The 24768-nt window shown below is 38.8% G+C and carries 23 protein-coding genes and 3 pseudogenes; 13 read left to right on the forward strand and 13 right to left on the reverse strand.

Features of this window, described 5'->3' with window-relative positions; all coding sequences use genetic code 11:
* Nucleotides 1-170 precede the first annotated feature (170 nt).
* Nucleotides 171-548, forward strand: a pseudogene (locus FJR08_RS24270) (T4SS efffector SepA family protein); the annotation flags it as partial.
* A 190-nt stretch (nucleotides 549-738) separates the two neighbouring features.
* Here FJR08_RS24270 and FJR08_RS15140 read toward each other — a convergent pair.
* Nucleotides 739-1719 (reverse strand): aldo/keto reductase, encoded by a 981-nt coding sequence (locus FJR08_RS15140; protein WP_015081048.1) that lies wholly within the window; start codon nucleotides 1717-1719, stop codon nucleotides 739-741.
* 209 nt (nucleotides 1720-1928) lie between these two features.
* Here FJR08_RS15140 and FJR08_RS15145 point away from each other — a divergent pair, with 209 nt between their 5' ends.
* The 7 genes from FJR08_RS15145 to FJR08_RS15175 all read left to right on the forward strand — a co-directional run bounded on the left by FJR08_RS15145 (nucleotide 1929) and on the right by FJR08_RS15175 (nucleotide 9559).
* The gene (locus tag FJR08_RS15145) at nucleotides 1929-2486 is read left to right on the forward strand and encodes a hypothetical protein (RefSeq protein ID WP_168633721.1); all 558 of its coding nucleotides are present in this window, start codon (nucleotides 1929-1931) and stop codon (nucleotides 2484-2486) included.
* Nucleotides 2487-2517: 31 nt separating this feature from the next.
* Nucleotides 2518-3774 carry an MFS transporter gene (locus FJR08_RS15150; protein WP_015081050.1) on the forward strand — a complete coding sequence of 419 codons (1257 nt, stop codon included), beginning with the start codon at nucleotides 2518-2520 and terminating at the stop codon, nucleotides 3772-3774.
* A 134-nt stretch (nucleotides 3775-3908) separates the two neighbouring features.
* Complete coding sequence (ilvB, locus tag FJR08_RS15155; RefSeq protein WP_148764448.1) at nucleotides 3909-5801, forward strand: biosynthetic-type acetolactate synthase large subunit; 1893 nt, start codon at nucleotides 3909-3911, stop codon at nucleotides 5799-5801.
* Between the two features lie 441 nt (nucleotides 5802-6242).
* Entirely contained in the window at nucleotides 6243-6500 is a 258-nt protein-coding gene (locus FJR08_RS15160; protein ID WP_015081052.1) for a ribbon-helix-helix domain-containing protein, read from the forward strand.
* Nucleotides 6490-6921 (forward strand): PIN domain-containing protein, encoded by a 432-nt coding sequence (locus FJR08_RS15165; protein ID WP_015081053.1) that lies wholly within the window; start codon nucleotides 6490-6492, stop codon nucleotides 6919-6921. The genes FJR08_RS15160 and FJR08_RS15165 overlap by 11 nt, the downstream gene beginning before the upstream one ends.
* A gap of 233 nt (nucleotides 6922-7154) precedes the next feature.
* Nucleotides 7155-8438, forward strand: a complete 1284-nt coding sequence (iscB, locus tag FJR08_RS15170) for an RNA-guided endonuclease IscB (RefSeq protein WP_015081054.1) — start codon at nucleotides 7155-7157, stop codon at nucleotides 8436-8438.
* Nucleotides 8439-8647: 209 nt separating this feature from the next.
* Nucleotides 8648-9559 (forward strand): lipopolysaccharide assembly protein LapB, encoded by a 912-nt coding sequence (locus FJR08_RS15175; protein ID WP_168633722.1) that lies wholly within the window; start codon nucleotides 8648-8650, stop codon nucleotides 9557-9559.
* Between the two features lie 45 nt (nucleotides 9560-9604).
* On the opposite strand, the pseudogene FJR08_RS15180 reads toward FJR08_RS15175, so the two are convergent.
* A pseudogene (locus FJR08_RS15180) lies at nucleotides 9605-9745 on the reverse strand (IS4 family transposase); the annotation flags it as partial.
* Nucleotides 9746-9917: 172 nt separating this feature from the next.
* On the opposite strand from FJR08_RS15180, the pseudogene FJR08_RS15185 reads away from it, so the two are divergent.
* A pseudogene (locus tag FJR08_RS15185) lies at nucleotides 9918-10382 on the forward strand (group II intron reverse transcriptase/maturase); the annotation flags it as partial.
* Here the strand turns inward: FJR08_RS15185 and FJR08_RS15190 are convergent.
* Nucleotides 10356-11939 carry an FAD-dependent oxidoreductase gene (locus FJR08_RS15190; protein WP_168633723.1) on the reverse strand — a complete coding sequence of 528 codons (1584 nt, stop codon included), beginning with the start codon at nucleotides 11937-11939 and terminating at the stop codon, nucleotides 10356-10358. The pseudogene FJR08_RS15185 and the gene FJR08_RS15190 overlap by 27 nt on opposite strands.
* A 114-nt stretch (nucleotides 11940-12053) precedes the next feature.
* Nucleotides 12054-12857, reverse strand: coding sequence for an SDR family oxidoreductase (locus tag FJR08_RS15195; protein WP_168633724.1), 804 nt, complete (start codon nucleotides 12855-12857; stop codon nucleotides 12054-12056).
* 102 nt (nucleotides 12858-12959) lie between these two features.
* Here FJR08_RS15195 and FJR08_RS15200 point away from each other — a divergent pair, with 102 nt between their 5' ends.
* Nucleotides 12960-13865 (forward strand): 2-hydroxyacid dehydrogenase, encoded by a 906-nt coding sequence (locus FJR08_RS15200; protein WP_168633725.1) that lies wholly within the window; start codon nucleotides 12960-12962, stop codon nucleotides 13863-13865.
* Between the two features lie 58 nt (nucleotides 13866-13923).
* Here the strand turns inward: FJR08_RS15200 and FJR08_RS15205 are convergent, their stop codons facing one another.
* From FJR08_RS15205 to cysC, 8 genes are all read right to left on the reverse strand, one after another.
* Entirely contained in the window at nucleotides 13924-15051 is a 1128-nt protein-coding gene (locus tag FJR08_RS15205) for a phytanoyl-CoA dioxygenase family protein (protein ID WP_168633726.1), read from the reverse strand.
* A gap of 205 nt (nucleotides 15052-15256) precedes the next feature.
* Nucleotides 15257-15625, reverse strand: coding sequence for a tautomerase family protein (locus FJR08_RS15210; protein WP_063871683.1), 369 nt, complete (start codon nucleotides 15623-15625; stop codon nucleotides 15257-15259).
* Between the two features lie 117 nt (nucleotides 15626-15742).
* Nucleotides 15743-16717 carry an acyltransferase gene (locus FJR08_RS15215; protein ID WP_168633727.1) on the reverse strand — a complete coding sequence of 325 codons (975 nt, stop codon included), beginning with the start codon at nucleotides 16715-16717 and terminating at the stop codon, nucleotides 15743-15745.
* 68 nt (nucleotides 16718-16785) lie between these two features.
* A complete protein-coding gene (locus FJR08_RS15220; protein ID WP_168633728.1) occupies nucleotides 16786-18132 on the reverse strand; it encodes a flippase in 1347 nt (448 codons plus the stop codon).
* Between the two features lie 43 nt (nucleotides 18133-18175).
* Nucleotides 18176-19306, reverse strand: a complete 1131-nt coding sequence (locus FJR08_RS15225; RefSeq protein ID WP_168633729.1) for a sulfotransferase — start codon at nucleotides 19304-19306, stop codon at nucleotides 18176-18178.
* 2 nt (nucleotides 19307-19308) lie between these two features.
* The gene (locus FJR08_RS15230) at nucleotides 19309-19716 is read right to left on the reverse strand and encodes a heme-binding protein (RefSeq protein WP_168633730.1); all 408 of its coding nucleotides are present in this window, start codon (nucleotides 19714-19716) and stop codon (nucleotides 19309-19311) included.
* A gap of 9 nt (nucleotides 19717-19725) precedes the next feature.
* Nucleotides 19726-20433: a hypothetical protein gene (locus FJR08_RS15235; protein ID WP_168633731.1), complete on the reverse strand. Its 708-nt coding sequence runs from the start codon at nucleotides 20431-20433 to the stop codon at nucleotides 19726-19728.
* A 208-nt stretch (nucleotides 20434-20641) separates the two neighbouring features.
* Nucleotides 20642-21214 (reverse strand): adenylyl-sulfate kinase, encoded by a 573-nt coding sequence (cysC, locus tag FJR08_RS15240; protein ID WP_168633732.1) that lies wholly within the window; start codon nucleotides 21212-21214, stop codon nucleotides 20642-20644.
* A 345-nt stretch (nucleotides 21215-21559) separates the two neighbouring features.
* Between cysC and FJR08_RS23670 the strand changes: the two genes are divergently transcribed.
* The 3 genes from FJR08_RS23670 to FJR08_RS24045 all read left to right on the forward strand — a co-directional run bounded on the left by FJR08_RS23670 (nucleotide 21560) and on the right by FJR08_RS24045 (nucleotide 22755).
* Nucleotides 21560-21715 (forward strand): four helix bundle protein, encoded by a 156-nt coding sequence (locus FJR08_RS23670; RefSeq protein ID WP_254435768.1) that lies wholly within the window; start codon nucleotides 21560-21562, stop codon nucleotides 21713-21715.
* A 56-nt stretch (nucleotides 21716-21771) separates the two neighbouring features.
* The gene (locus tag FJR08_RS23675; protein WP_235335026.1) at nucleotides 21772-21924 is read left to right on the forward strand and encodes a four helix bundle protein; all 153 of its coding nucleotides are present in this window, start codon (nucleotides 21772-21774) and stop codon (nucleotides 21922-21924) included.
* A gap of 708 nt (nucleotides 21925-22632) precedes the next feature.
* On the forward strand, nucleotides 22633-22755 hold the full coding sequence (locus FJR08_RS24045) for a hypothetical protein (RefSeq protein WP_256369731.1): 123 nt from the start codon (nucleotides 22633-22635) through the stop codon (nucleotides 22753-22755).
* Between the two features lie 37 nt (nucleotides 22756-22792).
* Here the strand turns inward: FJR08_RS24045 and rpoD are convergent, their stop codons facing one another.
* Complete coding sequence (gene rpoD / locus FJR08_RS15250) at nucleotides 22793-23968, reverse strand: RNA polymerase sigma factor RpoD (protein WP_015081056.1); 1176 nt, start codon at nucleotides 23966-23968, stop codon at nucleotides 22793-22795.
* Nucleotides 23969-24768: the final 800 nt, after the last annotated feature.

The raw sequence follows: 24768 nt of genomic DNA on the forward strand, positions 1-24768 counted from the left end.
TGTGGAACAATCTGATTCTCAGCAGCAGAAATTATCTGGAATTTTCTTGTTTTAAGGTGAGTTGTCGTAATTTTTCAGGGTTCAGTTAAGCCTACAACTCTTTTTTAAAACGAACCACAGAGGCACAGAGAACACAGAGAAAATAGAAGAACAAATTCTTAGTTCTTGATCCTGAAGCATCTAGTAATTTACGCCATACGAGGGTTATTCGATCTGTTATTGGTGGTAAGGAAATTCGTCAGCCAAACTGGAGTAAAATACTTGATGAGGCACATATACTTGCATGGAAACAAGGTTTATCTTCAGAAGCTCTAATAAAACTTAGTTTGGCAAGGGTTGTCAAGGGAGAGAGCAATGACCCTGGTTTCGACTACTTACGAGAGATAGATATTTCGATCCAAGGAGTAGAAGCAAATCTAGCATGGCGGAATACTCTACATCTCTCAAAAAACCTGAACATACCAGTTGAAGTATATTTCGAGTGGCGCATGAAAGAAGGATCTGCTTATCCTGGTCAGAAAGGAAAACTTATTTGGATACCCAAATAGATTGAAATGAATTATGACTTACGCGAAATACCTCTCAAACTCGCATTTCTCTGTGACCTCTGTGCCTCTGTGGTATGGCTAACGCCACGCTTCGCTATCGTTATTCTGTGACTGATGCGTGAGTCCTATACTGTTTTTATATTATTGTGTAACATATATATATTATGTGTTGCACAATTTATAAGAAATTTCATCTTGTCTGGAAAATATTCTGCACCATTTTCTTCTCCACCCTATCAGCAGCATTATCCAACTCTACCACCTCACCATCACTCAAAACCCACCCCAAAGCCCCAATATTCTCCTTTGCTTGTTTCAAACTTTTAGCCCCAGGAATGGGAATTGTGCCTTTACTAATGCACCAATTAATAGCCACTTGAGACATAGTTTTATTTCTCGTATTTGCTATTTCTCCCAAACAGCCTAAAAGCGGCTTCATTCCTGGTAATAGCTGCTTACATAAAAAACCGCGAATACCTTTAGGAAAACTGCCATTTTCCGAAAACTTCCCGGTTAATAAACCCAACCCTAAAGGACTATAAGCAATTAATGCAATTCCCAAATCATCACAAACTTCCTTTAAACCTAATTCCGTCACAGGATAAGTAGATAAAAGCGAATATTGTACCTGCAAAGTTTTAATCGGTATACCTCTTTCCTGAAATCTTTTATGTACCCATAAAAGTCGTTTTGTACCATAATTAGATAAACCCACACCTTTAACTAAACCTTGCTCATATAAATCACCTAAACCATCTAATAAACCCACCTCTTGCCAAGGTGCATAATTAGCAGTAGACCAGTGCATTTGCACCAAATCAACATTGCGTCCTAATCTTTTTGCCGAGGCATGACAAGCTGATATAATTGAATTTCTAGTCCATCTCCAAGGGTATGCAGCTAACTTAGTAGCAATGCAAATATGCTCTTGATTTAAGCCTTGATATGCTTGGGCAAATTTTCCTAAAAGTAACTCACTGCGTCCCTTTAACTTGCCAGTACCGTAGGAATCACCCGTATCAAATAATGTAATACCATTGCCAATACAGAGATTAAAAACCTCTTGTAATTGGTTATCCATACTTTCATCGTACCCCCAGAGTAGTTGATTCCCCCAAGCCCAAGTACCGCAACCCATGAGAGGGAGATTTAATAAATTGTTAGTTAGCATATTTAGGCAGTTGTTTAAAGTTGTCCCAAAACTCATTATCAAGGAATAAATAGGTCAATACTATACCACTCATGTAATATATTCTTACAGCAGTTTTCATGTATTAGACCACAATCTGAGTTAATCTCTTTCTTTGCGTCTTTGCTCCTTTGCGTCTTTGCGCGAAAATACCTTTAATTTTTTACAGACTTTTCAAAGATAAAAAATAAATGCCCATTATTATTTGTCCGGGAATCCATGAACCAGAATTAACTAAAAGCTTTATCCAAGGGTGCTTGAATCAAAGTCATCAAAACTCCGTAGATATACTGATTTTCCCGGAACAGGGTTATTTAACTTTATCAACATTTCATATTTTACATTTTTTGCACAATCGCCTTGGTAATAAGCTAGAATCGCCTGTTATATTCTTATGCTTTAGTGCTGGTGTAATTGGCGGTATAGGTGCAGCCACAGCGTGGCAACTTTTGGGCGGTCATGTGCAAGCCTTCATTGCTATTGATGGTTGGGGAGTCCCTTTAGCGGGCAATTTCCCGATTCATCGTTTAAGTCATGATTATTACACCCATTGGACTTCAGCTTATCTCGGTATGGGAGAAAACAACTTTTATGCCGAGCCAGCAGTTGACCATTTATCAATGTGGCATTCCCCCCAATCTGTCCCAGGCCAATGGGTAAATCCATCATTGGGGTTCTCTCCCACCAAAAACTACCTCAGTGCATCTGAATTTCTCAATTTCCTCTTAGAACGCTATAAAGAGAAATAGTGACTATTTATTCCCCATTCCCAAGTATCTGATGTTTCCCACTGAACCTACTGCTGTTAATAACGGTTTTACCGGACTGCTGAAAAACCGGGGTTTTATGCTCCTGTGGATTGGTCAACTAATTTCCCAATTAGCTGATAAGGTATTCTTTGTCTTAATGATTGCCTTACTGCAACTCTATTTACCCCCGAATCAGATAGGCGGTGATGCACGCTTCTATTTGTATATGGCATTTACCGTACCCGCAATATTGTTTGGTTCTGCCGGTGGTGTGATCGTTGACCGTGTGCCAAAAAAACTGATTATGGTGGGTTCAGATGTGGTACGGGGGATATTCATGCTGTTAATTCCCTTCCTGCCACGAGAATTTGGGATACTTTTATTCTTCACCTTTTCTATCTCCACCGTTACCCAGTTTTTTGCCCCAGCAGAACAGGCTTCAATTCCCCTGTTGGTAAGAAAAGAAGGTTTAATGGCTGCCAATGCCTTATTTAGCAGCACAATGATGGCTGCATTAATTATTGGTAATGCGGTGGCTACTCCGATGTTGAATTGGTTTGAAACCTTTAATAAGGGCTTTGGTAAAGAATTGGTCGTTGGCTGCTTATATCTAATTTCTGCCGTGATTATGATGCCGATTCAGTTTCAAGAACACAAACGGATTCACGAAGAAACAGCCGCAATTAATCCCTGGGCTGAATTTTTGTTAGGACTACGCTATCTCAAACAAAATCGGCTGGTATGGAATGCCATGCTACAAATAGTTACATTATACTGCGTATTTGCCGCCCTGATAGAATTAGCCATTGGTATGGCGGCTAGGTTACATTTAGCACCAGAAGAATTTAGCTCTTTCGTAGCTGCGGCTGGGGTGGGTATGGTAATAGGTGCGGCTATTTTGGGGAATTTTGGTCATCGTCTCCATCATAAACCCTTGCCTTTAATCGGATTTTTGATGATGGCGGTTTCATTAGGTTTATTCATTTTTATTGATAACCAACCCCTAGCATTAGGACTTTGTATTTTCTTAGGCGTGGGTGCAGCTTTTGTCAACGTGCCAATGCAAACTTTGATTCAACAACAAACACCACCAGAAATGCACGGTAAGGTATTTGGCTTTCAAAATCATGCCATTAATATTGCTCTTACAGCACCCTTGTTAATTACCACAAAGCTAGTTAATGCCTTTGGATTATCAGCGGTATTGTTGGGAATGAGTATAGTTGTCGGGGCTGTTGGTGTCTGGACTTGGCAAAATACTCGGCGGGTATTGCAAGATGTGATCTAAAAATTGTACAATCATAATCCATTCTTAACGCTAATAAATCCGGCTTTCTCTGCAATTGTGAGAATTTTTACATTAAAATGAAGTTTTAAATACAGAATCTAAGCGTTAATTTTAGCTATACTTTGAGGTTAACTGTGGTTTCGTCTTCTCAAATCAGTCTCCCAAAATCTGAAAATAATCAGCAGTCTCCCGTATCTAATTCGTCAGTTCCCTCACCAAAACGGGCATCTGGCGGTTTCGCGTTGATAGATAGTCTCATCCGTCATGGTGTTGAGCATATTTTTGGTTATCCCGGTGGTGCGATTCTACCGATTTATGATGACCTCTATAAAATAGAAGCTGGGGGTACGGTCAAACATATCTTAGTTAGACACGAACAAGGTGCTTCCCACGCCGCCGACGGTTACGCCCGGGCTACTGGTAAAGTGGGAGTATGCTTTGGTACTTCCGGTCCTGGAGCAACTAACTTAGTTACGGGTATTGCTACGGCTTACATGGATTCTATCCCCATGATTGTGGTTACGGGACAAGTACCAAGAGCTTCTATTGGTACAGATGCTTTTCAGGAAACAGATATTTATGGAATTACCTTACCCATTGTTAAGCATTCTTATGTAGTCCGTGATGCCAAAGATATGGCGCGGATTGTGGCTGAAGCTTTTCACATTGCCAGCACTGGTAGACCTGGACCTGTTTTAATTGATGTTCCCAAAGATGTAGCATTAGAAGAATTTGATTATGTGCCTGTGGCACCGGGTTCAATTAAGTTACCTGGCTACCGTCCCACAGTCAAGGGAAATCCGCGCCAAATTAATGCGGCAATTCAATTAATTAGAGAAAGTCGTCGCCCATTGTTGTATGTTGGGGGAGGAGCGATCGCCGCTAATGCCCACGAAGAAGTCAAACAACTGGCAGAATTATTTAATCTCCCCGTCACTACTACCTTAATGGGTATCGGTGCATTTGATGAACATCATCCCCTGTCCTTGGGAATGTTGGGAATGCACGGCACAGCCTACGCTAACTTTGCCGTTACAGATTGCGATTTATTAATTTGTGTTGGGGCGAGATTTGATGACCGCGTGACAGGTAAATTAGACGAATTTGCCTCTTTAGCCAAAGTCATTCACATTGATATTGACCCCGCAGAAGTCGGTAAAAACCGCGTTCCCCAAGTTCCCATTGTGGGGGATGTCAAAAACGTCTTAAAAGACTTATTACGGCGATGTCAAGACGCAAATACCAAAGCCACACCTAACCAAAACCAAGAATGGTTAAACTTAATTAACAGTTGGAAACAAGATTATCCTTTAATTGTCCCCCATCATGCCGACAGCATTTCTCCTCAAGAGGTAATTGTTGAAGTTGGTAGTCAAGCCCCCCACGCATTTTATACTACAGATGTTGGTCAACATCAAATGTGGGCAGCCCAATTCCTCAAAAATGGTCCAAGACGCTGGATTTCTAGCGCGGGTTTAGGAACAATGGGTTTTGGTGTTCCTGCGGCTATGGGTGCAAAGGTGGCATTCCCGGACGAAGAAGTAATCTGTATCAGCGGTGATGCCAGTTTCCAAATGTGTTTGCAGGAGTTGGGAACTTTAGCACAATATGGCATTAATGTCAAGACTTTGATCTTAAATAACGGTTGGCAGGGCATGGTGCGGCAGTGGCAGGAAGCCTTCTATGGACAGCGTTATTCATCTTCTAACATGGAAGTCGGAATGCCTGATATTGAGCTTTTAGCACAGGCTTATGGCATCAAGGGGATGGTAATTACTAAGCGGGAAGAGTTGGCAGATAAAATTGCCGAAATGCTGGCACACAATGGCCCTGTAATTGTGAATGTCCACATTACCAGAGATGAAAATTGCTATCCCATGGTAGCGCCTGGTAAGAATAACTCGCAAATGGTTGGTTTACCTAAGCCAACACCAAGAACCGCAGTTGAATCAATTTCTTGCAGCAATTGTGGGACTCAAAACCAACCTAACCATAATTTCTGTTCTGATTGTGGAACAAAGTTGTAGTTAGATTTTGTAGGGGTTTAGCATGATGCTTTACCCTTATACAGAATTGTAATTTATGATTTTAAGCAACATCAATTAAGTAGGTGAACGGAAAAAACCGTAGACGCGGAGCGGCTTCTCGAAGAGTAATATGTAACGAAAAGTAAAGTCCAAAAATAGAGAACCTTTTAAGGTTTTGATACTCCTGACTCTGGCTGAATTAAAATAGGTATTCCTCCCTTTTCAGAACCGATAACGACAATTTTGGAATAACATAAGGAAGAATTTACAGCATATTTCATCTGAGTTAGGTACAGAAATTAGGAGCTTAGTTTGCTTTTCCAGAAGTTTTTACAGATGATCTTCCAAGGGAAAAAACTAACACCTCAATTAACGAAGGCATCACAATTTTCCCATAAATAATGTATAATGTAATGTATACACTAAATATACTTCTAAATTGTGTCAACCAAAATTCGCAAGCAGATTTATATCCAACCACGTCAAGAACATCTACTCAAAGAGATTGCACAACAAACAGGTATAAGTGAAGCCGAGATTATCCGTCAAGCCATTGACCTTCATCTTGGTGAAATCACTGTCCCCCAAACCGATATCTCACTGTGGGAAGCCGAAAGAGAATTTATTGCACAAATCAAAACTCGACCTGTTCAAGCTGGAGGTAGAGACTGGAAGCGGGAAGACCTTTATGAACGGTAGAGTTTTTATTGATACTAATATTCTAGTGTACATCTACGATCCATTAGATACCACAAAACAGGAACAAGCGATCGCAGTTGTTGATAGGTTAATTCGTTCGGGGAAAGCAGTAATTAGTACCCAGGTGATAGGGGAGTTTTTTATGGCTACAACCCGCACTAGACGCTCGCTTTTAACTCCTGCTGAGGCATTGGTGCGAATGCGTAACTACTTAGCTATTTGCCATATTGTTGATATGACAAAATTAATCTCCCTAGAAGCGATTCGTGGACTAGAAACCCATAACTTTAGTTTTTGGGACGCGCAAATTTGGGCAACAGCAAGACTCAATCAAATTGAAGAAATTTACAGTGAAGATTTTCCATCAGGTGCAACTGTTGAGGGTGTAAAGTTTACAAATCCTTTTAAACTGAGTCAGTAACTCAGGGCTAAAGCCACTGAGCTTGTAAGAAATTGCAAGCTGTACTGACCAGACCACCCTGAGCGTAGTCGAAGGGTAGCCGTTATTTGAGTCACGACACCTCGGAATGCGTTGCTAGTTCCCCGCTCTGTCGCTGTAAGCTAAACAGTTTTAAAGTCACTGAAACAGTGCTTACAGCCTAACAAGCTCTTATAACAGGTCGAAGCTAACATTACCCAGAAATGGAGGGACTTATGTCCAAAACATTAGTATTAGACACAAACAAAAGACCATTAGATCCAATTCATCCAGCGCAAGCTAGACAACTATTAAGAAACAAAAAAGCAGCCGTATTCAGACAATTCCCATTCACAATTATCCTCAAAGAATCACGTCCAGATTCACCAGTATCACCTCTAAGATTAAAGATTGACCCTGGTGCAAAATTCACAGGAATGGCATTAGTTAACGACTCGACTGGAGAGGTTGTATTTGCAGCCGAATTAAAGCATAGAGGTTTTGTAATTCGAGATGCTTTAACTTCTAGACGACAATTAAGACGTTCTAGACGTGCCAGGAAAACCCGTTATAGACAACCAAGATTCTTGAATAGAACCCGTCCAAATGGATGGTTAGCACCAAGTTTACAAAGTCGAGTTGAGAACATCAAAACTTGGGTTAAGAAGTTACGGAAATTCGCACCAATTGAAGCTATTAGTCAAGAATTGGTACGGTTTGATATGCAGTTAATGGCTAATCCTGATATTCAAGGTAAGGAGTATCAGCAAGGTACTCTTGCTGGTTACGAAACTAAAGAATACTTACTAGAAAAGTGGAATAGACAATGTGCCTACTGTGGAGTGAAAGACGTTCCCTTCCAAGTAGAACACATTCATCCTCGTGCAAAAGGAGGTAGTAATTCAATTACAAATCTGACATTGAGTTGCGAGAAATGTAATACCAAAAAAGGAACTAAGGATATTAAAGACTTCCTCAAAAAAGACCCAACAAGATTACAGAAAATCTTGAAACAAGCTAAACGTCCTTTGGCTGATGCAGCCGCAGTAAACGCGACTAGATGGGCATTATTTAGAGTTTTGAAAGATACAGGACTACCAGTAGAAACAGGTTCAGGAGGTTTAACAAAGTTTAATCGTAGTCAACAAAATCTAGCAAAAACTCACTGGATTGATGCGGCTTGTGTTGGTCAATCAACCCCAATTCTAACCATCAAGGGGATTAAACCATTGTTGATTGCTGCTAATGGTCACGGTTCTAGACAATCTTGTAGAACAGACAAGTTTGGTTTTCCTTCTAGATACGTTCCACGGTTTAAGTTTGTTAAAGGTTTTCAAACTGGCGACATTGTAAAAGCAGTAGTAACAGCGGGCAAGAAAGTAGGTGAATATTTTGGGAGAGTTGCTATTAGAACTAGTGGAACTTTTAATATCTCGACCAATAGCGGATTAGTTCAAGGAATTAGTCACAAATATTGTTTAGCAACTCATAAAAAGGATGGATATAGTTATGCCAATTAAAAAGACCACGGCGATTAAAATCGCTCGTGTCGCTTCCCTCTCAGGTCTAAAGACGCGCTCGTTTCCCACTTACCGCGAGGTCTTATGATTAATTATCGAAAGTCCAAGTTTACCAGAACAACATTGATTTTTCCTGATCTTCCTTTGCGTCTTTGCTCCTTTGTGCCTACCCTGCGGGATCTCTAAGAGAGATTGCGCGAAATAAATCCATGAAATTACCATTAATTAAATATCCTATTTTGGGGATAATCAGTCTGTTATTATTAAGTATTAATATTCAACCCGTATTTTCCAATTCTCCCCCTACTCTAATACTGGCACAAAACTCAAATAGCAAAGCAGCTACAGAATCGTTAAATCAAGGACTACAAGCAATTCAACTAGGACAATTAGAAGCAGCAATTACCGCTTTTCGTCAAGCTATTAAACTAGATCCTAAATTAGCAGCAGCGCACTATAATTTGGGTTTAGCACTACGACAATCGGGACGGTTACAACCTGCGGCAGATGCTTTTTATCAAGCTACCCAAGCCGATTCTCAATTTGCTTTAGCTTTTGCAAATTTAGGTGCAGCATTATTAGAAGGAAATAATTTAAAATTGGCGCAAGATTATTTAAATCAGGCTTTGAAGTTAAATCCAAATCTGGGTTTTGCCCACTATAACATGGGGTTAGTTAAGGAACAGGAAAAAAATTGGGAAAGTGCGATCGCCTCTTTTCAAAAAGCCAGAACAATGAGTCAAAATGCTCCTGAACCAGCCTATCATTTAGGGATCTGTTATTTGCAACAAAGGAAAATTGAGCAAGCAAAAGCAGCTTTTAATCAAGCAATTAAAATCAATCCTAAATACGCAGAAGCACACTATAATCTTGGTTCAATTTTATTTAACCAGGGTAAATTAAGCGAAGCTTTAGCAGCTTTCAGAAAATCAGCCGCAGCTAACCCTAATTATGCTAATGCTTATTATGGTGCAGGGTTAGTTTTTATGCAATTAAAGCAGTATAAAGAAGCTGTGCAAGTCTTCCAATATTCTAAAGATTTATATAATATTCAAGGTAATTTGCAATGGGTGAAAAATTCCCAGCAGTTATTACAAGAAGCGCAAAAATTAAATAAGTAGCGACATTTTGACAAAACGTCTCTACTCACCAATACTGTAGCCAAATTACGAGGGTTCAACGGCTGTAGGAGCATTGTGAACACGACCAAGAGAGGTAAGCTTGGCAAAAATCTGGGCTAATAAAATAGGCTCTGGTTGTTCCGGAAGCATTTTTAACATTTCACGAACATATCGAAAACCACGACAGCCTAAAAACCTTCTAGCAATTCACGAAAGCTGCCACGATTATACTCACATGAGCAAACGCGAAAGCTAAGAACATCGGGAGCCGGATGCCGTGAAAGTGGCACGTCCGGATCTAACTGAGAGGGGCGGGAAATAATATTCCCCCTCGACTCAACCAACTGCGGTTTCCTCAAAAATTTTCAATTCTCTTGACCACTGGTTATATGAGAAGCAGAAAATGTATGCCAAACGCACTCATCGAAATAAATCTGATAGCTGGCGTAAGGCGAAATACTGGGGGAATTTAAATCTTGATAGACCATTTGACCGATGGGTTTTCGGCAATAAACAAACCGGAGCCTATCTGTTGAAATTTTCCTGGTTCAAGGTTGAAAGGCACATTCTTGTTAGGGGCAAATCATCACCCGATGACCCCAAATTAAGAGACTACTGGATTAAACGGCAGGCAGCTAAAACTAAATCCGAATTAATCAAAAGTAGGCAGAAGATAGCCCAAAGGCAACAATATGTCTGTCCTGTATGCGGGGAATCTCTATTAAATGATGATCAATTAATAAGAAATAGAATAGAAGGAAAATTTGGGGAAGGAAAAAGAAAATATGGATTAAATTTAATCAAGCTTATAAGATTGGGATAACCACTCTGGTTTTTCTAACTTGAAGTTTTCTTGAAGCATTAACTCTGTAGTTTTTAAAGCCCCTTCTACCCAAGTTTGTTCACTAGCAGCATAGGCTTCACCACAAAGATAAACATTTTCATTTTGTTTTGGTCGTCGAAGTCTTTTAGCAACCTCCCAAGGTTTAATATGAGTTTTCCAAAAATGAAACCCTCCACCAAAAGGTTTAGCTGACCAATCTTTAAACACAGCAATATAAGGTTGAGGAATATGTTCTATTTGATGTAACTCTTTTAGCTGATCTTGAACGGCTAATACCATATTTTTTGTTGCCCATAGTCCATCCAAACCAGTTGAGTTGGAGAACGGATTTTTTGTCCCTAGATAGGGTTTCCCTTCAATCAATGGTTGCCAAAAACTCATCGCTTGATTAAACCCTCGATGATAACTAGCTAAAATAAATGAATTAAGATTATTTTGATGTTCAATTTTAGGGGAATTAGCTTTTACGGTTGCATAAAAAACTTCTCTAATGGGTAAATCTGTATCTGAACGGCCATATTCTAATCCCAAGTCTTTCCACCAAGGTCTTTCGTAACCTAAAAATAGTTTGTAGGCAGGTTGTGCTATCACAGAATCAATATCTTGCTTGATATCTTCTTCAAAAAAATCAGTTTTTTCACTTAAAACTTTCAAGGGATATTGCGGAATAGCTAGAATTAAGTGTTTCGTGTAAAGGACATTTGTAGTGCCATTTATTTGATCAGTAAAAATTAATTTTATTAGTTTATTATTATCTTCGTTATAGTCTAGACAATTAAAAGTCTCTAATTGCTGATTTTTTTGGACTACTCCTCCTCGATCAATAAATTGTTCTGCTAATCGGAGGGTAAGAGATTGAAACCCCTCTAGTATTGTGCGGTATTCAGTTTTTTCACCATAAGTTATCATAAACCATTGGAGAGCTTCGGCAGCATTCCAATTAGTAAGACTTGCACAATAGCCGCCAGCATCTACTAAAAGGTTGTAAGCTTCAACACTCAAGCTTCTAAAAAGTAAATTCCAAATGCCTATATTATGAATAGATTCGCCATCTATTAGTAAAGATTTTTTTAGCTGATTCCACTGTTCTGAGGACATTTTTTTCGCATCAGGAACAAATTTTTCAATCGCTGTGGCTAACAATTCTGTTGGATTTTTTCCGAGTTCATCTTGATGGAGATTGTAAGGAATTTCTGAGGAAGAATAAAAGTCTTGATGTTTAAAGTGCTTTCCTCTTAAATACAGAAGATTTTCCCCAGAACTTGATTCAAATTTAACAGAAGTTAAATTCATCTTCTCGATTAAATTATTAATGATTAATTGATTGCTGCGATAACGCATTGCACCTAATTCGCTTATGCGCTCAGGAATACCAGGTATAGCTACAGAGTATAAACGACCTCCTAGTCGCTCACTACTCTCAAATAAGCTGATCTTTAAATCATTCTTTTCATTCGCTAAACGCCAGGCTGAGTATATTCCTGAAATTCCACCACCAATAATTGCTACGTCTATTGTATTCGATTGAACTATCATAAATAAAACGGTTTTTGATAAAGGTTAAAGTCTGTTTTTGATATTTTTTGATGACGCTAATAGTAGAGTATAAACTCTAACAAAAAACTTTTTTTATAACTTACTTTCTAGAAGTCATAAACATTTAGTTATACCGCCATCAACAGGTAGATTAATACCATTTATATAAGCAGCAAGAGGAGATGCTACAAAGGCTATTGCCCAACCAATTTCTTCGGGTTGAGCAAATCTAACCACTGGAATAGGAGATGTTAAATATTGCATTACTTCTTCTTTAGTTTTGCCTGTCTTCTCAATTTCCTCTTGAATTCGATAAGATAATCGCCTTGTTTCTACAACTCCAGGCAGTATATTGTTAACAGTGATGCCATACCTGCCAAGTTCGTTAGCCATTGTTTTTGCCCAGTTGGAAATAGCCCCTCGCATTGTAGCAGAAATTCCTCTAGCTCCAACCGGTTCTTTTGCTTCATAAGAGGTAATATTAATAATTCTACCATAGGCAACTTTTTTCATTCCTGATACCACTGCTTGTGTCAACAAATGATTGCAAATTAAATGTTGAGCAAAAGCTGCTTGAATATCTGATACTTTGGCTGTATTTGCTTCTCCTTTGTGAGGTCCACCCGTATTATTGATGAGGATGTGAATAGTTTTTTTGTCTGCTAAATAGCGATCAACTTGTGTTTTTAATTGTTCTGGTTGCAAAAAATCTGCTACGATGTAATCGTGTTTTTGTCCTAACTTATTATCTAGTTCGTTAGCCATTATTGCTAACTTTTCTTCATTGCGGGCAATGAGGGTAATATTAGCACCCAAATTAGCAAGAACTATTGCTGTTGCTTGACCTATTCCTGATGTGCTGCCACAAACAATTGCGTTTTTATGCGTAAGATCCAAAAATGGAGAAAGATCGCTCATGGTTGACTTATTTTCTATATTCAATCTCTATGGTATCATAGTAAATAGTCTGATCGCAAACCTAATTCAATTGTCATCGATCTATTTGGATTTAATCGAGGTATGTCCAAAGAATTTACATTTAATCGAATTACTATTATTGGTATAGCGGAACTTCCCGAACCAATTCTTGATCGCTTTCAAGAGCTATCCCAAGCAGAAATTATTATTTTTGAGAAGATTGAAGACACAAATGAAACGATTATTCATCAAACTGATTGTTTGCTCGTTAGCATTCGCATCAACATCAATGCTTCTTTTTTAACTGAGTCCAAGAAACTCAAATATGTCGGAGTTTATGGTTCAAGTTTGAATAATATTGATTTAGATATGGCGACTCAATTGGGAATTTGTGTGTCTAAAGTTGTTGGTTATTGTGATCGGGAAACGGCTGAATTTGTTATCTTAGTAGTTGGTGCTTTAGTTCGCGGTTTGTTAAGAAATGATTGGCCAGAGTTTCCCTATTCACTTCACGGTAAAACTCTCGGTATTGTGGGAATGGGAAATGTGGGAATGTCTCTTTCTCGGTTAGCAATTAGTATGGGAATGCAGGTTTTATACTACAGCAAAAATCGCAAACCTACTCTAGAAAATCATCAGTTAAAGTACGCAGACTTGCCACAACTTTTATCTCAAAGTGATATTATTTCTTTACACGTTCCTCCTCATGTTCGAGCGTTAACTACAAAAGATTTTTCTTATCTACGTCGTCAAGCTATTCTGGTTAATACCTGTATTGGTAGAGTTTTTGATGAGCAAGATTTAATCAAATGGCTATCCTGTTCTGATAATACTGTAATATTTGATGCACTTGCGGCTCAAACCTACCCAAATGTTTTTTCTCAGAGTAACGCCATTCGCTGCCAGCAATCTGCTTATGCTACATTAGAATCAATTTCTACGAGGCAAGAAAAATTCATCCAAAATTTGTATGATTTTATTGAAAATGTTGTTTCTTCGCCGCAGTAAAATTTCAACATTCTCTATATTTTCAATACTTGCCTCATAAAAAAAAGACTGGTCACTTCTAAAGTAATCGATTATAGCCAAAACGATCTTGCCCTCGTAAAAGAACAGCTTTCCAGTTATCTAGCTTAAATTTTTTAATGCGATAAATGCTGATTTCCAGATTCTCTTCTAGCATTTCTTTAGTGAAAACTTTTGTATTTGTTTTCGCAATTCTACCGTTAACAGCCCATCTCCAATCATCTGAGACATTATCCACTGAACCGTGAATAACTCGCTCGGTGAAGATAAAAAATTGTCCGGCTTTCATTTCAATTAAATTGACTTTTTGTTCGTCAATGGGATAACAAAGTGTTCCTTGATAAGCCCCGTATCCCGTTGTTGTTTGGGCCGTACTCAGTTGGACGGGATATATTTCCCAATGACTCCCTGGAACTACTGTCATACATCCGTTGTACTTGGTCGCATCAGTTAGAGCAATCCAACAGCTTACTTGAAACAATTCTTCAGAATCTTCGGGATGGAGAATCGATCTTTTCTGGTCAAAAGATAACCAAGTTGATTCTTGATGCAATTCTGTTTTATTACTATGAGGAGGTTTTTGGAAAAATTGAGAGTACCATAAAATTAGATCTGATCCCAAAAGTTGAGCGCATCGCTCAGTAATTTCTGGTCTTTTAAACAAATTCAAGAGGGTAGGATCTTCCAGATGGCGATCATGTCCCTGTCGTTTGACCGACTCTAATTGTATTACTTTTGCTAAATCTGGATCAGTAGGATCATCAAATTCATAATCTCCTCTGCTATAAGAATAAATTTTAGATTCCTTATTATAAAGATTAACTAAATGTTCTTGTAATGCTTTAGCTTCATCTGGAGAGATTAAATCGAAGGGACCGAGGTAGCCATTATCGTAAAAGAATTTAAGATCCTTTTCGGTGAATTGCAACTCAGAATCAACTTTTATTTTGGGTTCATAAGAAACAGGTTTTTTCAGTTCGCTGTAGTAATCAAAATAAATTTTCTGACCTCCAGACTGGAAAGCTGTCCAAAACATTCGATTATTCCAATCAATTGGCAATTCATTTTTCAATTCTTTGGGTAACAGAACATGAAGAAACTTTAGTTTTGCAAGAAGATAAAGAACAGTCAGCTTGCAACAAAACAAAATTTTAGATTGATTTCTCATTTGAGATTTCCTTCAGTTGAGATAAATAATAGTGATTTGATTGAATATATTGCTGTCAAAAGTAGAGAATATTATCAATTTATCATGATTTACAGCACTTCCCGATGTTATGAGGTACAAGAACCCCACCCCCAACCCCCTCCCCGCAAGCGATGAGGGGGCTAAGATGTACCTCATAAGAGCGGAAACCGCTGTAATGGGCATTTTAGAGCAATTCATCACCGGAAATTCCCCCTCGTAATCCCCAGTTTTCAGCAGGTATTTCGTTAATAATAATTCTCGTATCTGTAGGGGAAAATCCAAATGTTTCTAAACCTTGACAGAGCTTTTGGTAAAGGAGTTTTTTAGATTCAAGAGATCGCCCTGGAAACATAGAAATTGTAATAAGAGCATACTTATCCGACGCATTAAGGGGAGGATAAAAATTATTGCTATCGTACTCTATGACTCTAACTAAGCGATCGCTTTCTGGAATTTTGAGAACTTCAACCATGGTTGTATGTACAAATGTAACCATCTGTTGTTTGTCTTCGAGATTGATAGATTGACTTAATTCAATAAGGGTAACTGGCATAATAATTAATAACTTCTAATGGTTATTTTACCAAAGTTTGGGTCGATTAACAAAAGTTAAAACTTCTTCTATGAATTTGCGGGTTTTGAATTCACAACCATGCATAGATTCCTCCACTTAGGCAAGCTTTTGATTTTTTTTGATGCGGACTGGTTGATCAATAAGATGATAGAAAAAGATTGAGCTGATCAATGCTAGCAAGACTAAAGACCAAGAAGTTCTCAAGCCGAGTACCGCATAGCCAAAAAGAATAGCTGGTGAATGAAACAGATAAAGTGGATAAGATAAATCTCCCAGGTAGTTAAATGCTCGGAGTATAGGTTCGGAAAGTTGAATCGAACCCGAATAGATTAAAACTAAAGCGCTAATGACATAGGTAAAGCTGTCAAAATCGCCAATTCTGCCGCTGTGGAATTCTAGTAAAAGACAGCCCAAGCCAATCATCAGCGCTTTGGCTAATGGCTTTTCGGCATTCAGAAAGTAGAAGAATCCTAGTAGCCACGCCCAGAGCAGCAAAATTAGCGGTAATCCATAGCGCAGGAACGCAATATTTGCATCAGGAGGCTTTAGCTGAGAAAATAGAATGTAGGCTCCAGCGGATATACCAATTAAGCTCAAAATTATTTTGGAATTTAGCTTGATGAATACAGGAGCTAGAAGATAACAAAATATCTCAACGCTCAGGGTCCAAACCACGCTATTTGATCCAAGGGGAAAGACGATGAAGCCCTGAAGAAATATTAGATTTCCAATTAAATTCGTTAAAGTTGGCTGACTATACTGAGTGGAGTCCAAGGATGTAATAGGCGAGCTGACTAAGAAAAAAGGAATGAGCGATATGATGATTGCGGCTAAATACAGCGGATAGACTCTGATGAATCTGCGTCTATAGAACCCCTCAGTCGCTTTTGAAACAGAGTGGGCAATCGAAAATCCTGAAATTAGCAAAAAGCCTAGAACAGCTGAAAAATTATTGAAGTTCTGAAATGACATCAGTAAATCACCAGCGGGAACAGAATGGCGCAGATGGCTGCAAAGGACAACCCATGCGAGAAAAAACCTAAGACCTCCTAGCACTGGCCACTGAATCATCACTCCTCTCTCCTTATAATCCGATTATTCCCGCTGGCGCTTCACAATCAATTCGCACTCCCATAACTTCAGACTTCCTCCATATCCCACTTTTTTAGTATTCCCAAAACCGAAGGATTGACCTTGATCTTTATCAATACTAGAATGGCAAGCCAACTATTCCAAATAATAAGTGTTAACGCAGTTGAGATAGCCGCCCCTAACCCTCCGTACTGGGGGATTAAAATTGCGTTTAATCCTAAGTTAGTAAGAGCGCAAACGCCTGAAACAATGACTGAACTATTCTGATGACCAGTCATTGTCATTAAAGTTCCAACTGGACCTAGTAGGACGCTGATAACCTCTCCCACAACAAGAACCTTAAGAGTCCAATGGGCTGTCACGAAATCTGGTCCAAAAGTGCTTAAAATGGGCTTGGCAAAAATTACTGTGGTCATGGCAATAATAAGAGATGGGACACAAATCCAAATCATTACTTCGGAGATAACTTTTTGCAAATCTTCCCGATAGCCTTTTTTATAAAGAATGGCAAATGCAGGAGCCACAGCTAAGTTAAGAGTCTGTAAAACAGCACTTGTCCAAAATGCTATTTTACTCGCTACACTATAGTTACTAACAGCATCTGCTCCTATAAAAGATCCCACCATAATAATATCTGTTTGTGTTAATAGGATTAAGAAAGTTCGATCTAACAATAATGGGATCGCCGTTAGTAACCATTGACGGTGCTTATAAATGGGTTCTATTACACCAAGTTGATCGGTAAATTTTGACCATAAACACGACACTTGAAAGACTGCTACTAGTAGTAATGTAAAAATGGATGTTTGTATTACAGAAATGCTGCTCAATGCCTGGTTTTGGTTAAAAAGGACAAATCCTCCTCCTAGCAGTAGGATAGGCCACAGAACCTTTGAGGGAGTATAAGCCAGGGGAATATCATCTGCCCCGCGAGCCATATCTTCTTGAAGTTGTATTAATGCTTGTAGTGGTACTAGCCAGACCCCTACTATTAAGACAGAAGCGTACATAAAGCTATGATGTTGATTAATCAAAGAAATTGCTCCTGTGGCTCCTAAACCAAACAGCAGACCTATCGCTACGGTAAATTGCCAACTACTCAAGAGCAAGCCCCATAATTCTCCCCATTCCTGATGGACGCGGTATTCCGATAGCAGGCGCAACACGGCACGAGGTAATCCAAAACTAACAGGTATTGCTAAAACTAAGGACCAAGAAATGACATATTCATAGATTCCATATTCTTCTGTCCCCATCCACCTTACTAAGAAGAATTGTACAAGATATCCTAAAATAATCTCTACAATTTTCAATGTTATAATTACAATTGAATTCTTAGCTAAAGCATTGATTTTAACGTTGCTCTCTGTCTCACTGAGATGTATTTGAGTCACTCTTTGTCCCTCTTGAATTGGACGAAAAAATTAAACACTTATTCTACATATTTTCCCAATAGCGAATCGCAAAGTCTAAATCCTCAGAGATTCTATTTTTCATCTGTAAATCCAAGGGATTTGGTTTATTTTGAGACTTGAACCGAAGATACTGCTCTTTCTCCTCACTAATATGTTCTCGAAAGGTGGGCGATGCTTCTTCAAAACCTGCTATGTCAAACTGTCTATAAATTGCTTCCATATATTCCATCTCATTTCCTAGAAAATTCTCATACTTAATCTCAATTAAGTTCTCAGGAGGAATAGTATTTTTATCTTCCAAGAACTTACCCATTATCTTTTGATAAGACCACAAAATGTCCTCCGAAATTTCTGCTTCTGATATAGTTTGAAAACCATACAGAGGAAAATATTTTTTTCTCATATTTAGGTTAGAGGCATATACCTTAAAAGGATCTCGCATCAGATGAATAAACTTACCGTCAGGGAAAAGTTCCAACAAGGTTTTAATCCTGCCAGTATTGGGAGGATTCTTGAGAATCAATCTTTTTCCTTGTACACCTAAAGTTATCTTTTTGATTAACCTTTGATAGCTTTCTTTCCATTGATTCTTTATTCTGTTATCTGTATCTTCTAAGAACAGGGCTTGAGAGACAGCCTTCCTAAAGTTTCTCGGAAAATAGAATCCTACAGCATAAGTATAAGGAAATGAATTAGCCAAAGCCCATTCTTCTTCACCAGGATCATCAGCTTGTAAAATTACGGAATCGATTTCTTTCGCCAAGGGAAAAGTCGCACTAGCTCTCTGCTGAACAACTTTGTCACTAGCTAAATATATTTCTGAGCTTCCGGTATTAACCTGCGCCCTTGTGATATATCCTAAGTTTTTATCTTTCGCCATGAGCCGATTGAAGTAAGTCGTGCCACTTCGGAAGTATCCTAATATAAATATAGGAGGATTTTTAACCTCGCAATTATTTATTTTTTCTTCATACTTTAAGCTTTCTAGAACTCTGAGAGGAAGCGTTTTACAGCTTTCACTTGAGACATAAAAGGCTTTTTCAAAAAACTTCCTGTCTACTCCTTGATTTTCAATTAGCAATCGTACCCAGTTACTTAAAGAGATTCCCGCAATAGGCAAATCTTTATATTCTTTTTTTACGTTTGATCTCATTTTTATTCCACCTTTGAAGCGCCCGCGATCGCGCATTCATGATCGTCCTCAGAACTTGCACCACTACACCCTACAGCACCAATAACATGGCCATTAACCCTTAAAGGGACTCCTCCTTTAGACGGTAAAAGGGGTTCTGATGCGATCGAGGGAACAGTACCCCAGAAAGCAGGAAATTTCTCCCGACTAATAGCCAGTTCATCGGTACCTTTTCGGAATGCTACGGCTGCGACAGCCTTAGCTTGGGCAAATTCTGGCGTGAGAAAAGAAAGGTTATTTCCACGCATACAGAGAACCAGTCGTCCTGATTCATCAACAATCGAGACAGTAATAGATACACCTAATTCTTGCGCTTTAGCCAGTGCTGCGCGTGCCACAGTATTTGCGATTTCTAGAGTTAAATCAACCATGATACAAATTTAATTTTCAATGGGTATAAGTTGCGCTGAATATTTTGCAAAATATAAAGCAGTTGCTGTTTTAAACAGTATATCTTGGGGTGTTTCCTCTTGGTATTTTGAGATTTGTTTTTCTCTCCATTGCGAATCATCGGCATCTGACAAGATTTCTGGGTGCAACCCATTTAGGGTTAAATCTAGAATAATTGCCTTGATGCGATCGCTTAAACTCAAGAATAATGGATATTCTGGTTGAGAACTTCGTTTGACTAAAAAGAAATAGTCATAAAGGGTGCGTTGCTCTTTGGTAATTTCAGAAGATGATAGAGCATCTTTGAATTCTTTTGATAAAGATCCATTGGAAGGGATTAGCCTTTTAGCAATGCCGTAATGATTTTTTTGACTCTCAATAAAAGCCTGTTTGAATGCCTTCTGAGATGTTTTTAACTCTTCAGGATAGTGGGATTTGATAATGTGATCAACGAGACGAGGAATTAATTGATAATCTGATGACCATTTTCCACTAAAGCCTTTGTGAAAAAGAGCCATCCAAGGTCTAGTGTTGCTGCCATAAAAATCCACAGAGCAAGAACCCGCATATTCAAATAAAACATAACACCCTTGGAATAATTTACAACAGAGATTGAGTTTTTGCTCTATAATTCCTACCTCGTTGGTATTAACAATATCCATCAATTCAGAGGAGAGAAAAAACCAAAATATGAACATTGTTTGATGACCCGTAATCCATCTAAACCAAAACCTCTCATTCGGTTCCGGGTTTTCCCAGTTCTCATAATTATTGTCTATGCTATAGAGAAAATCTTGAGAGAAATGACTATGAAAATGGTGATTAAAAACTTCTTTAGGGGATGATTCACAATCAGGTAAATCCAGGATCTTATTATTGTACGGATAATCGCTAAATTGCCAATTTTTATTGAATTACTTTGGCAGCACTTTCATCTACTGACTCGCAATCAGTGTAGCAAGTGATTTCTGGATTCAAGGGTGGCTCGTAAGGATCGGTGATGCCGGTGAAATTCTTAATTTCCCCAGTTCGCGCCTTGCGGTATAAACCCTTGACATCACGTTTTTCACAGGTTTCTAAACACGCATTTACGTACACTTCTACAAACTGACCAATGTTTTGTCGCATTTCTGCTCTAATATCTCGGTAAGGCGAAATTGCAGAGATTAAGACAATCACCCCATTTCTGGTAAGCAGATGTGCTACAAAGCCAATTCGTCTTACGTTCTCGTCACGTTCAGCTTTACTAAAGCCTAAATCCTTGCACAAGAACTGACGAACAATATCGCCATCTAATCTTTCAACTCGGTATCCTTCGCTTCTTAAGACCTGTTCAACTACTTGAGAAATGGTAGTTTTTCCTGCACCACTTAAGCCTGTAAACCAAACCGTTGTTCCAGACAAATTATTAACTTGATCCATATTTGTCGTCTTTACATCAAGATGTTGTGACTGAATTTCATGATTAATTCGGCTCATGATGTCTGTTCAATTGTTGTATACTACATGTCTACTCGTCGGAAGAATATTCCAGCGCCGGGAGATCCTTCCGTCTCTGGTGTGTGGAATATATGCCCATCAAATACTGAATTGTAACGGCCTTCTTTGATGAAAGAATCGGGTAGTTTGATCAGTGGTCGGTAGAGATGGTGTTCTTGTCCTTCATGGATAATTGACTCATTTGATACTGCGTTCTAAGAACTTTATACTAAAACAGTGATTATTGTCAAGTCTATACTTGATAACAGCAAGAAGATTTGGCTCTACCGGACTTAGTATGCTAAACTGGAGGGAACAGGGAACTCTTAACAGGGAACAGGAAGAATGTCAGATATTAATGACTTTAAAGACTTAATAATTTGGCAAAAAGGAATGGATATTGCTCAAAGATGCTATTTCCTCACTAAACTTTTTCCCAAAGATGAGTTATATAGTATGGTTCAACAAATTAGAAGAAGTGCTGTATCTATTCGGTGCTAATATATCTCTTATGATATGGACGAAGATATAGAGGAGAATATATAAGATTTTTAAACATAGCTCAAGGGTCAGTTAATGAATTAGAAACTCATCTAATTTTATCTCACCGAGTAGGATTATGTTCAGAAAAAGATGTAGAAATGATTCTTAATTTATTAAAAGAAGAAAGTAGAATGATTATTAGTCTTATTAAAAAACTAGAAAATTAAAATTTTTCCCCTGTTAAGAGTTCCCTGTTAAGAGTTCCCTTCTCTCAATTTCTCGGTTTAGCATAACAAGTACCGAAGAGCCGAAGATTTTGGTCAACTCATTCAATACTATTGCCAAAACCCTGAAACCCTATTGATATCGTCACGATTTTATTGGGTTTCAGACATATTTGGGAAAATTGGCAATAGTATTGCTCACAACAGAGAATTTTATCAGCTTTTAGACAGATGAATAAATCTCAGGGAATAAGTAGAAATTAATTAAATAACCAACAGAGTCGAAAAATGACTAAAACCAAAACTCAAGAACCCATTAGTAACTTAGAGTTTGATTTTATTAGTGTGCTGCATACTAAATCGGTAGCAGTTCAAGCTTGTCAGTAACCCAACCCTAAAGGGACTGGGCTTGTAAGAGAAATCAAGCAAGCCGTACTGACCAGACCACCCTGAGCCTAGTCTAAGGGTAGCCGTTATTTGAGTCACGACACCCCGGAATGCGTAGCTAGTTCCCTGCTCTGTCGCTTGTGATTAAACAGTTCTAAGGTCACTGGAACAGTGTTGCAAGTCTAACAAGCTCTTATAACTGGTCGTTCGCGCCAGCGTGCCGGAGGCATCTAGCTAACATTACCCCAGAAATGGGAGTTGGTTTCCAGATTCCAATCAAAAATCTGGTTTCAATTTTAATATCCACAGCGGTTAAAACCGCTCGTGTCGGAAGCTAATTCTCAACCCTGTGTAGAACTGTTCCAAAAATTACGGCAATCAGAAATTGAACAAGCACACGAAATTCGTCATCATCTGCAAGAAGTTATGCAGCAAGGCAAGATGTAGTTAATGCTGGGGGCAGGTTCATACCCACCCCTAACAATTAACGAATATACTCTTTCAGTACACTATTCCGATTAGGATGGCGTAGTTTACGGAGTGCTTTAGCTTCGATTTGGCGAATGCGTTCGCGGGTAACATTGAAAATCTGGCCGATTTCTTCCAGAGTTTTCATGCGACCATCATCTAAACCATAGCGAAGTCGGAGAACGTCTCTTTCACGGGGACTGAGACTATCTAGAACTTTTTCTAGGTCTTCCCGCAGCAGGTTCTTAGAAACTTGATCTTCTGGTGTTTCGCCATCAGATTCGATAAAATCACCTAAACGGGAATCTTCTTCTTTACCGATAGGTGTTTCTAAGGAAATTGGCAACTGGGCAGATTTAGCAATAAACCGCAGTTTCTCGATGGTCATTTCCATGCGAGTCGCAATTTCTTCTTCTGTGGGTTTGCGTCCCATTTCTTGGGAGAGGAGTTTGGTGGTTTTCTTAATCCGAGAAATGGTTTCGTAGAGATGAACTGGTAACCGGATAGTGCGGGACTGATCAGCGATCGCTCTTGTAATTGCTTGACGTATCCACCATGTAGCGTAGGTAGAAAACTTATAGCCTTTTTCGTGATCAAACTTTTCAGCGGCACGAATCAAACCCAAACTACCCTCTTGAATCAAGTCTTGGAAGGACAAGCCCCGATTCATGTATTTTTTGGCAATGGAAACTACAAGCCGCAGGTTAGATTGTACCATTTTGTCCTTCGCTCTGCGGCCAACGTGCAGCCGATAACGAAAGGTCGGTAATGGTAACGATACTTCTGCTGCCCATTCACTGTCTCTAGGATCGCGTTCTAGGCGTTCACAAAGCCTTTCCCTCGCTCGTTCTAGTTCCAGTAATTCAGCAATTTTCCGCGCTAATTCAATTTCTTCGTCTGCGCGTAACAAACGAATCCGCCCAATTTCTTGCAAATACAAACGAATGGAATCTTCGGTGTAGTGCTTTTTCTTGGCAATTGGTGTCCGACGACGCGATTTAGCGGCTTTTCCAGACTTTGCGTCGTCCTCATCAGACTGAGGCTCTAAAAAATCATCAATTTCGCCGTCATCAGTCAGCAATAAGTCCTCTTGTTCTTCTATTAAGAGTGCTTGTAATTCGATCTCAGGCGGATTTATCATTTCTAGGTCAGGCTGATAAATATTATCGAGTACGTTGTTAGCCTGGTTCATGCCGCGTTCCTCATGCTCCTTGCAGAATCAGTTACTCAAGACATTTTGATTACTTTTGGCATTAAGTAATCTCTAAAACCGAAAATTAGGGTTTGGCTGATTACCCTCAAAATATTTTCGGTGATTTTTTTCCTGTTTTATGCAGGATGGTTTAGTAAAAGTGGCAAATATCACTTTTTAGTGAATTGCTCGCTTTTTAAATTGTCATTCTTGGTAATTCCCCATGTCACTTTTGATTGAGCAAATCTATAGCCTAGATCCATTTTTTTTCAAAAAGTTTCCTGATGGAGATACAAGTATATGACATTTGGCAAATTTAACTGTAAATACTGTTCCGATTGTAGCCTGTTTCACAAAAATTGCCCTCTTTTTGTGCATTATTTATGAACTCATTTACTAAGATTAAGCCACCTTTATCAAAAAGACATTAAAAATGGTGGTGACACCATTAAATCTTGTTGAAAACTTTTTGGTTTGACAGTGGCATTCTCATTAAATTAAAAGGTAGGCACACTTTTATAAAACTTACACAAATTGTTCCCAACTGCACAAATAGTATTTATGTTCTGTTGTAACTTCACCCGAGGACGGGTAATTGTTTACAGAAATTAGTTCTGGTTGAACTAATTGGACATATTCACTTTGGCGCTAGTGATTGGTTTTTGTTTCCAGGAACTAACCCTTGTATATGCTATACCAAGAACCTGAACTAAGGAGTTAAAGTTATGGCATATTTTTAGCTGGGTAAAAGATGAATTGAGAGAAATCTCAATTTAGCCTTATTCACACATTAGCGCAGA

The sequence above is a fragment of the Dolichospermum sp. UHCC 0260 genome (assembly GCF_009711985.1).
In the GTDB taxonomy this organism is placed as follows: Bacteria; Cyanobacteriota; Cyanobacteriia; order Cyanobacteriales; family Nostocaceae; genus Dolichospermum; species Dolichospermum lemmermannii.